The organism is Bacillus sp. SH7-1, assembly GCF_008042405.1.
In the GTDB taxonomy this organism is placed as follows: domain Bacteria; phylum Bacillota; class Bacilli; order Bacillales; family Bacillaceae_G; genus Bacillus_A; species Bacillus_A thuringiensis_N.
Genome location: NZ_QNUD01000003.1, coordinates 328,730 through 338,987, shown reverse-complemented (window position 1 = coordinate 338,987; position 10,258 = coordinate 328,730). Strand labels below are relative to the sequence as shown.

Genomic DNA, 10,258 nt, shown 5'->3' with positions numbered 1-10,258 from the left:
TTCTTTTGCTCTTCCGCGTGTTGTTGAGCATCGTCGTTCTTTTGCTCTTCCGCAGGTTTTTGAGCATCGTTGTTCTTTTGCTCTTCCGCAGGTTTTTGAGCATCGTTGTTCTTTTGCTCTTCCGCGGGTTGTTGAGTAGTATCCTTATCCGTAGTAGGTGAAGCTGGATTATCTACCTGAACAGGAACTGAAATAGACTTAGTTGTTGCACCTAAAGGGAACGAGAGTTGAACAGATTTTGCACCAGATTTTAAATCTGGATTGAATACTGTATCAAAACTAATTTTTCCGTTAGCACCTTTGGAATCTTTTACTTGGTCGTTAAATACTAATTTCATTTTGTTATCGTTTGCTGTAACAAAATATTGACCAATAATTTGTTGAGCTGCCATCAAGTTTCCTTGTTGGTCACTTTTAACTTTTAATGCGTTAGGTATTTGGAGCACTGTTGTGTCTGTTTGTTGATCTTTTATTGACCAAGCATATTCTAGGTGAATGGTTGATCCTAACTGTATTAAGTTTTTTGGATTTAATGCTTCGTCAATAATATGATTCGTTGCATCTTTCATTTCAACAGTGTCAAATAATGAATTCCCCGTTAATGTTTCCGCTTTTACTTGATTGTATGGAAAACTAGCAAGCTGCGAAAATAGTACGAATGTAATTAAACATATATTGAAAAGTTTTTTCATTGTGCCTCCTTTATGAATCCTTGTATTGCATAAAAATGCTTTGTGAAGGGATTATTTGTCATGGATCAATGTGCTTTACGTGATGCCTCCTTTACTACGTATACTCTCTAGGAAAAGTGTTCATATTCGATGATTTGTAACGTAAAATAAATGCATATTCTAATAATATAGAGAGTGAATATACAATTTTCGACAAAAAATGTCGAATAAAATACTGATAAGGAATGATATCAGACCTTTATAGAATGTGACTTGTTTCGTGATTCTTTATAAAATAGGTACATACAAAAAATATGCAGTGAAACGCTTTAACTATTTTATGATGATTTGTATTCTTGCAATGTGCAAAGAATCGTTATAAAGGTGAGTTTTACGATACATGCTAACCAAAATAATGTATCCCATTGTAAAAATTCTTTCGTATTGAGGTAGTAATAAAATGTAGCTTGAATTTGGTCAGGATGAAGAAAATATGTACTGCCTAAAAGAGTATACAATTCGTAGATTAAAGCGAAGATAGCGTTTTATGATAAATAGAACGCATTACTTTAATCGATGCTGTTAAATAAAAAAAGAAGGTACTCCCTTGATTATCTTTTATAAGAGATAATCATCAATAACCTTCGTTAAAAATTATATATGTAAATGAAAAAGAGTTCAACCGTATTGCTTCTTTTCAAAAGAGCATGTAAAAAGAACCGCTTCTTACTAGGAAGCGGTTCTTTTTTATATTTCTGTTAAGATAATCGGTTCGCCGCGAGTTACGACAACTGTATGTTCACATTGTGCAACAAGGCTTTTATCAGGTGTAACGAATGTCCAACCATCGTCACCACGCTCAATAATATGATCAGCTTTCATAGAAATGAATGGCTCTACTGCAATCACAAGACCGTCTTTTAGAAGCGCATTATCCATTGGGTCAAAGTAGCTTAAAATGTGATTTGGTGATTCATGTAAGCTAAGACCAATACCGTGACCAGTTAAGTTTTGAATCACATTGTATCCATTTTTATGTGCAAAGTTTGAAACAGCACGCCCAATTTGGTTTTGTTTTGAACCAGCTTTAACTTTTTTCATTGCTGCCCAAAATGCATCAACAGCTGCTTGGCAAAGCTTTTCTTTTGCTTCATCTTCTCCAAGTACAAATGAAATACCTGTATCTGCATAATAACCATCAAGTGCAGCAGATACGTCGACATTTACAAGGTCGCCTTCTTTTAATACGCGATCTCCGGGAATACCGTGAGCAACTTCTTCGTTTACACTGATGCAAGTTACGCCAGGGAAATCATATTCTTTTTCAGGTGCAGAAATAGCACCATGCTCATCTAATACTTTTTTACCGATTAAATCTAGCTCTTTCGTTGTCATGCCTGGCTTTGCTTGTTTTTTCATTTCTTCACGTGCAAGCGCAACGATGCGGCCGATTTTTCGTAAGCCTTCTAAGTCTTGTTCATTACGAATAATCATGAAAACCACTGTCCTTCCTCGAATATATATCTTATCCGATTGTATCATGTTTATTTTCGTCCTGCTACTAGCTTGCGGTATGCGGGCTGATTCGTCTCATAAAGAATACATGACAATTGTCATATCGATGTTATGACGCATCATACTGTTTCCTTAGTTTTCCAAGTAATACAATGTAAATATAAGAAACAGCGGGGGTGGAGAGATGGAAAAGATTATTGAAGTAAATAGTGTTTCTAAAACATTTAAACATAAAAACGCAGTAAATAATGTTTCGTTTCATGTGAATAAAGGGGAAATCGTAGCACTACTTGGACCGAATGGTGCAGGGAAAACGACGACGATGTCGATGATGCTGGGATTAAAGGAGCCGACGGAAGGAACTGTTTCTATATTTGGAAAAAGTCCAAAGCATAGAGATGTTCGTAATAGCCTCGGTGCGATGCTACAAGAAGTAAGTGTTATTGATAGTATTACGGTGGAAGAAGCAATTGAGCTATTCCGTAGTTATTATACAAATCCGGTAGCAAAAGAAACTTTATTACAGTTATCAAATTTAGAATCGGAGCGAAAGCAAAGATGTGAGAAATTATCAGGTGGTCAAAAGAGAAGGTTAAATTTTGCACTTGCACTTGCAGGAAATCCAGACTTGCTATTTTTAGATGAGCCGACAGTTGGAATGGATATTACGTCTCGAAGAACATTTTGGGAAACGATTCGAAAGTTAGCAAGTGAAGGGAAAACAATCATTTTAACGACACATTATTTAGAAGAAGCAGATGCATTGGCAGATCGTATTTTATTGTTTGCGAACGGAAAGATTATCGCAGATGGTACACCGAATGAGATGAAGGCAACGATTTCTCGAAAAACGATATCGTTTTATTCGAAGGAAAGCATTCCTACAAAATTACTAAAAGAATTACCGAGTGTAACGGATGTACAGGTAAACGAAGGACTGTTTGCTTTAACAACTGAAGATACAGATGCAACTTTAAAAGCAATTTATCAAAAGAACTTACCTGTAACAGATGTTTCAGTTGAACGTGGAAGCCTTGATGAAGCATTTGAACAGTTTGTCGCAAATCAGAAGGGGGAAATCGCATGAGAGCTTTATGGATGCAATGCAAAATAGAAATTTTACGTACGTTCCGTAATAAATTGTTTATCTTTTTCTCATTACTAATGCCAGTTATGTTTTATTACATTTTCACAAATGTTGTTCAAGTGCCACAAAACGGAGATGCGTGGAAGGCGCATTATTTAATCTCAATGGCAACGTTCAGCATTGTAGGAACAGCACTTTTTAGTTTCGGTGTGAGAATTTCTCAAGAAAAAGGGCAGGGGTGGACACATCTTTTAAAAATTACGCCACTTCCAGAGGGAGCATATATAACAGCGAAGATCATCGCTCAAACTGTAGTGAATGCTTTTTCAATCTTAGTTATCTTTATCGCAGGAATATTAATTAATCATGTTGAGTTAACAGTAGGGCAATGGATTGGTGCTGGATTATGGTTGTTGTTAGGTGTGACACCATTTTTAGCGTTAGGGACAGTAATAGGTTCTATTAAGAAGGCGGATGCTGCTGCGGGTTTAGCGAATATTTTAAATATGAGTTTAGCTATAATTGGTGGTCTATGGATGCCAATTGAAGTATTCCCGAAAATATTAAGATCTATTGGTGAATGGACACCAACATATCATTTTGGAAGCGGTGCATGGGATATTGTAGCTGGAAAATCAGTTGGTTGGGAAAATATCGCGGTATTAGGAGGTTATTTCCTTATATTTGTTGTAGTATCAATATATATAAGAAAAAGACAGGAAGCGGTATAAATGATAGAGAAGAAGAGGATTGAGATTTTTCCGAAACATATGGGTTTCTTCCCGTATATGTGGTTCGTTTATCTGTTATTTCCAATTTACCATTTAGTGCAGTCATCAGGGTGGAAGCTTGTAATTGGAAGCGGTATGTTGATAGTTTTTATCATCACATACCGTCAGCTTTATTTTGTACAGAGGACGTTTGTTTTTTGGGCATGTATTCAAATGGTACTCATCTTTTTATTTGCTTTATTTTACAATCCTTTCATGATATTCTTTGGCTTTTTCACGGCAAGTGCGATGGGATTTACGCCAAATAAGAAAGTGTTTCGAGTGCTATTATGTTTGTTAGTTATAATGCTTGGGGCATTTTTATTTGTAAATATGAATCAACTAACGACTACAAGTTTAGTAAATATCGTTCCGATGTTTATTTTAATGCTCCTTACGCCATTTGGAATGCGTAATTTTAATCAGAAAAAGATGTTAAGAAATCAATTAAACGAAGCGAATGAGCAAATCAAAGACTTAGTAAAACGTGAAGAACGTCAGCGGATTGCAAGAGATCTTCATGATACGTTAGGGCATACATTATCACTCATTACTTTAAAAAGTCAGCTTGTGGAAAAGTTAATTGTAAAAAATCCGGAGCGAGCAAGTGCGGAAGCGAAGGAAATTACACAAACATCTCGTACCGCTTTAAAGCAGCTAAGGGAATTAATTTCTGATATGCGCATGATTACAGTAGAGGAAGAGCTTGAGCAAATAAAAGCAATCTTACAAGCTGCTAATATTGGATTAGAGATCAAACAAGAAACGAGTGCGAGTTCGTTATCACCCATTGAACAAAATATTTTAGGAATGTGTTTACGTGAGGCTGTGACAAATGTCGTAAAGCATAGTAAGGCAACGCGTTGCACAGTTTCTGTACTAGAATCACAAGGCGAATTAATTTTGACAGTAGAGGATAACGGAATTGGCTTAGCAGATCAAAACCATGATGGAAATGGCATTCGTGGCATGAAAGAGCGAATCGCTCTTATTGATGGATTTGTTGAACTGGGTACGATTAATCCAGGGACACTATTAACAGTAAAAGTTCCAGTTGTTATTCGAACAGGAAAAGATGAGGTGAGGGCATGATTCGAATTATTATTGCAGAAGATCAGCGGATGCTTCGTGGTGCATTAGGGGCCCTGCTTGATCTAGAAGATGATATTGAAGTAATTGGGCAAGCTGCGAACGGGGAAGAGGCACTAAAATTAATTGAATCGTTAAAGCCTGATGTAAGCATTATGGATATTGAAATGCCAATTCAAAGTGGATTAGATGTTGCGGAAACGTTAAAGAAAGAAAAATCAGCATGTAAAGTAATGATTTTAACAACATTTGCGCGTCCTGGATATTTTGAAAGAGCAATGAAAGCGGGCGTGCACGGATATTTATTAAAAGATAGCCCAAGTGAAGATTTAGCCGCATCAATTCGCAATGTAATGAAAGGAAAACGAGAGATCTCTCAAGATTTAATGTTCGGCTTATGGCAGGAGCAAAACCCTTTATCAGATCGCGAAAAAGAAGTATTGTTACTTGCGAAAGAAGGAAAGACGGCAAATGAAATTGCGAAGGCACTTTATCTTTCACCTGGTACAGTACGTAATTATATTTCTGAAGTATTAACGAAGCTTGATGCGAAAAATAGAATTGAGGCAATTACAATTGCGGAAGAAAAGGGATGGATATGAAAGAAGTTTACCTACGAGTGGTAAACTTCTTTTTTCTTATAAATAAGTATTTCAATAGAGAGTTTCGTCGCAGTCACATCGCTTAGAATTTGAAGCATATTGCGTAATTTAGATTTTACTTCATTTTTCGACAAAAAATTTGTTATAGTAAGATTAGGTTGTTGGTCTAAATTTTGGACAACTTTACCACTAACAATTGTAATTACTCCATCTTTATCTACTTTTACGATGAGATCTTGACCATATGCTTTATATTTTTTGTAAGTTTGTGCAAGACGAACTTCGGTTTGATTTTCTTTATCGGTAGGTTGGAAGTCTACATTTTTTCAGCTGTCACTCACTCTTGTTGAGCCTAGCCTCTTTTATCTCACCTTTTAAATATTTTTTCGCTATATTTTTTTTGTATTATTTTGAGGTTGTGTTATTTTTTTAATCGTTAAACTAGGCTGAGCAATCTCAACTTTTACCTTGTTTTTGTCTAATTCCGGGGTGTGAATAGCTTTTGGTGATAAGGGACAAAGAAGACCGAATGTAACGAAAGCACGGGCAAGTTTTCTATAATTTATCTATAAAACATCTAATCTATTATTGTATGTGAGATGAAATGTATGGAAAATTTGCCGAATTTTATATATATTATGCATTATTTCATGTCAAAAATTGTCGAATTCACATTATTGTAGTGGTATGACAACTTAACAAATTAGATTGTTATAACGGGATGGTGAGTAAGTATGCACGCAGAAAAATTAGGAAGTGAAATTAAGAAAATTAGGGTAATGAGGGGATTAACACAAAAACAGTTGTCTGAGAACATATGTCATCAATCGGAAGTGAGCCGAATTGAATCGGGCGCGGTATACCCAAGTATGGATATATTGCAAGGTATCGCAGCAAAACTACAAGTTCCCATTATTCATTTTTATGAGGTACTCATTTATTCGGATATTGAAAGAAAAAAACAGTTTAAAGATCAAGTCATTATGCTGTGTAAGCAAAAGAAATATAAAGAGATTTATAATAGAGTATGGAATGAGTTGAAAAAGGAAGAATATCATCCTGAATTCCAGCAGTTTCTTCAATGGCAATATCATGTAGCAGCTTACATATTGAAGAAAATTGATTACGAATATTGTATTTTAGAATTGAAAAAATTGTTAAACCAACAATTAGCTGGAATAGACGTATACCAAAACCTCTATATAGAAAATGCAATTGCAAATATTTATGCTGAAAATAGCTATTTTAAGAAGAGTATTGAGTTATTTGAAGATATATTAAAACAATTAGAGACATTGCATGATAATGAAGAATTTGACGTGAAGGTAAGATATAATCATGCAAAAGCATTATACTTAGATGAGCAATATGAAGAGTCACTTTATCAAGTAAATAAAGCGATTGAAATATCATGCCGAATTAATAGTATGGCATTAATTGGACAGTTATATTATCAAAGAGGTGAATGCCTAGGAAAACTGGGGCATGAAGAGGCAAAGATCGAAGATGCATATAAAAAGGCAAGTTTCTTTTTTGATATATTAGAAATGCATGCATATAAAGAAGCGATTGCAGATAAAATCAGTAGATAGAAAACCTAAAAAATGGATATGCATAATTGCATAGGATATGGATAAATTTTCATGATATATTAAAATAAAAAATGTGGGTGATGGAATATGAAGAAACTACTTATTGGTAGTCTATTAACGTTAGCGATGGCATGGGGTATTTCATTAGGTGATACAGCATTAGAGAAAAGCCAAGTAATTTCTCATAATGATCAAGAGGTACAATTAGCTGGAGATCTACCATTTGAATATTAAAAAACAACCGTCTTACTTAGACGGTTGTTTTTTTGTGGAGTAACCTCCAAACGTCTTTACTAGAAACAGGCTTGCTAATAAAGAATCCTTGAATGTGGTCACAGTTTTGCTCATATAAAAACTTCCATTGTTCTTCGGTCTCTACACCTTCTGCAATAACTTCTAAATTTAGTTCTTTTGATAGTGTAATAATGGAAGAAATAATCGCTTCCTCTAAAGGGCTAGTTGTAATTCCGCAAATAAACTCTCGAGCAATTTTTAATGTGTTGATTGGATATTTTGTTAAATAAGCTAAAGAACTATAACCAGTCCCAAAATCATCGATTGAAATTTGAATACCGAGATTTTGAAGCTGTTCTAACTTTGCAACTACAGATTGATTTTGATTAATTGCGATACTTTCCGTAATTTCAATATCTAATGCTTCTGGTTTTAGCTCTGTTTCTTCTAATACTTTTGAAATGGTTGGGATTAAATCTGCATGGTTAAATTGAACAACAGATAAATTCACACCAACTTTCAAGTGAGAAAAACCTTGATTATGCCATCTTTTTGCCTCTAAGCAAGCAGTACGTAAAATCCAATTTCCAAGTTCAATAATAAATCCGGTTTCCTCTGCTAGTGGAATGAATTGGGCGGGAGATACGATGCCGAGTTTTGGATGCTTCCAACGAATTAATGCTTCAAAACCGATAATTTGTTTTGTTTTTGTGCTTACTTGTGGCTGGTATTCAAGGAAAAATTCATTTTGTTGTAATGCTTTTGAAAGTTCTCCTTCTAAGAAGTTACTCTCATTTTGAGCAATACTCATTTCTTTTGAGAAGAAAACGAATCTGTTTTTTCCATTTGCTTTTGCGCGATACATAGCCATATCAGCATTTTTCATTAATTCTGTTACATCTGTTCCATAATCAGGGTACATTGCAATTCCGATACTTGGTGTAATAGACAGTTCTTCATCTTTAATGAAGAATGGTTTGTTTAAAATGGTTAAAATCTGTTCAGCTATAAATATTGCACTCTTTTCTGAGTACATATCTGGTAATAGAATTGTAAACTCATCTCCGCCTTGGCGAGCAACGACATCCTTTGAACGCAAGCAACTGCGTAACCTTTTTGCTACTTCAATTAATAATAAATCTCCGACGTCGTGACCAAGTCTATCGTTAATTTTTTTGAATCGATCTAAATCAAGGAACATGATGGCAACATCATTTGCACTAGTTTGAGCTGTATTTAAAATGTCTTTTAAATCCTTTTCAAACTTTCGACGATTTGGTAATCCAGTAAGTGCATCATGAAAGGCTAAATGTTCTACTTGTTTTTGTTTTTCATATAAAGTTGTAATATCACGTGCTATGCCGAACATCCCAACAACTTCTTTGTTTATGAAAATAGGGATGAGTGTAATGTGAAGGTAATAGTAATAACCTTCTTTTTCTTTTGTGCGAACTTCTAAGGTTTGTGGTCTACCTTCTTTTGTTATTTGTAAAGCTTTCTGTAGTAAATCATGGTCTTTTGGATCAATAAAGTGTAACAGGGAATAGCTTTCTACTTCACAATAGTAGGCAGTAAATAAGCTTTCACAAGCTGTATTAGATTGTTGGAAAATACCATTCATATTTAAAGAGAAAACAGCATCGGGATGATCTTCAAATAAAGATTTATAGCGTTGTTCACTTTTGGATAATGCAAATGCACCTTCTTCAACTTCATCTTCTAGTTGTGTAGTCAGCTGTTCATATGTATCGATTAATACTTTATTATCTTTCCACATGTAAAGTTGTCGTAGGAATAATAAGATGAGTGATAATACTAGACCGATTAACATGAACTTATCATCCCAAGGTTGAAAGAGAATAAAAGAAAAAGTAATGATTATACTAAAATAAGGTAATATAAAGCGCACATAATCAAATCGATAATATTTTGTTTTCGTTTCATGCTGTATTGGTTTATCTAAAATATATAGTATGGACGACAAACCAATTAATAAAATTGAAGCGGTATGTATTAAATAAGAGACTTCAGCAGAAGTTTGCATTCCTGTGTTTAACTGGAACAGCTGTATATATCCGTAAACGAGAATGATAGTAAAACCAATAATTAATGAAATTCTACTAGAAGAATATTGTTCTCTTCTATATAGGCTAATAACGGCGTAAATTACTAATGATTGTGCGATAAAGTATCCGATTAAAACCCACGTACCCTTTGTTAGCATATTGAAGCTTGAAAGGTCCAAAATAAAAGTTAAGGTGAAATAAATATTCATAATAACGATAAAGATACTATCGAATGAAAATTGGGCAAGGCCTCTAATAGAGTAATGTTTTATGAACTTTATAGCAAATCCAGAAAAGAGTAAAATATATTGTATGATGAAAAAAGGTAGTGCCTCATATGAGAATATGACTTGATTACATATAGAAAGTGAATGAAGAAATAAAGTTATCTCCATAGCCAATCCACATAGGCAAGTGCATAATAATAACACCCAAAATAATTTATCACCGCGTTTCATCTTCTTAATTGCTTTATATGAGCAATAACAAGAAAAGATTGCAGCAAAACAAAATAAGAAAAGGATTCCAATTTCTTTTATATTCCACTCATTTGGAATAAAGAATATCCAAAGAGAAAATATACAAATATAAATTATGACAAATTGTACATATTTTTTTTGATTAATCATATT

At 34.2% G+C, this 10,258-nt stretch carries 9 protein-coding genes and 1 pseudogene; 6 read left to right on the top strand and 4 right to left on the bottom strand.

The genetic code is table 11. The features are described from left to right. Positions 1-692, bottom strand: a 692-nt coding sequence (locus DN390_RS02585; RefSeq protein ID WP_255443884.1) for an Ig-like domain-containing protein, incomplete at its 3' end; no start/stop codon positions are given. 726 nt (positions 693-1,418) lie between these two features. Beyond that, a complete protein-coding gene (map, locus tag DN390_RS02580; protein WP_147806506.1) occupies positions 1,419-2,213 on the bottom strand; it encodes a type I methionyl aminopeptidase in 795 nt (264 codons plus the stop codon). A gap of 157 nt (positions 2,214-2,370) precedes the next feature. On the opposite strand from map, the gene DN390_RS02575 reads away from it, so the two are divergent. Genes DN390_RS02575 through DN390_RS02560 form a run of 4 tightly spaced genes read left to right on the top strand, consistent with a single transcriptional unit; the run spans position 2,371 to position 5,734 of the window. Next, positions 2,371-3,273, top strand: coding sequence for an ABC transporter ATP-binding protein (locus tag DN390_RS02575; RefSeq protein ID WP_147806505.1), 903 nt, complete (start codon positions 2,371-2,373; stop codon positions 3,271-3,273). After that, complete coding sequence (locus DN390_RS02570; RefSeq protein WP_147806504.1) at positions 3,270-4,004, top strand: ABC transporter permease; 735 nt, start codon at positions 3,270-3,272, stop codon at positions 4,002-4,004. Before DN390_RS02575 ends, DN390_RS02570 begins: the two co-directional genes overlap by 4 nt. Then, a complete protein-coding gene (locus DN390_RS02565) occupies positions 4,005-5,135 on the top strand; it encodes a sensor histidine kinase (RefSeq protein ID WP_147806503.1) in 1,131 nt (376 codons plus the stop codon). Next, positions 5,132-5,734, top strand: coding sequence for a response regulator transcription factor (locus DN390_RS02560; protein WP_000619254.1), 603 nt, complete (start codon positions 5,132-5,134; stop codon positions 5,732-5,734). Before DN390_RS02565 ends, DN390_RS02560 begins: the two co-directional genes overlap by 4 nt. A gap of 14 nt (positions 5,735-5,748) precedes the next feature. Here the strand turns inward: DN390_RS02560 and DN390_RS02555 are convergent. Next, positions 5,749-6,300 (bottom strand): annotated as a pseudogene (locus tag DN390_RS02555) (M4 family metallopeptidase); the annotation flags it as partial. A 168-nt stretch (positions 6,301-6,468) separates the two neighbouring features. Between DN390_RS02555 and plcR the strand changes: the two are divergent. Next, entirely contained in the window at positions 6,469-7,326 is an 858-nt protein-coding gene (gene plcR, locus DN390_RS02550; protein ID WP_147806502.1) for a transcriptional regulator PlcR, read from the top strand. An 87-nt stretch (positions 7,327-7,413) separates the two neighbouring features. Next, positions 7,414-7,560 (top strand): quorum-sensing peptide PapR, encoded by a 147-nt coding sequence (locus tag DN390_RS02545; RefSeq protein WP_000734732.1) that lies wholly within the window; start codon positions 7,414-7,416, stop codon positions 7,558-7,560. Between the two features lie 16 nt (positions 7,561-7,576). Here DN390_RS02545 and DN390_RS02540 read toward each other — a convergent pair whose 3' ends face one another. Beyond that, positions 7,577-10,255, bottom strand: a complete 2,679-nt coding sequence (locus DN390_RS02540) for a DUF4084 domain-containing protein (RefSeq protein WP_147806501.1) — start codon at positions 10,253-10,255, stop codon at positions 7,577-7,579. Between the last annotated feature and the right edge of the window lie 3 nt (positions 10,256-10,258).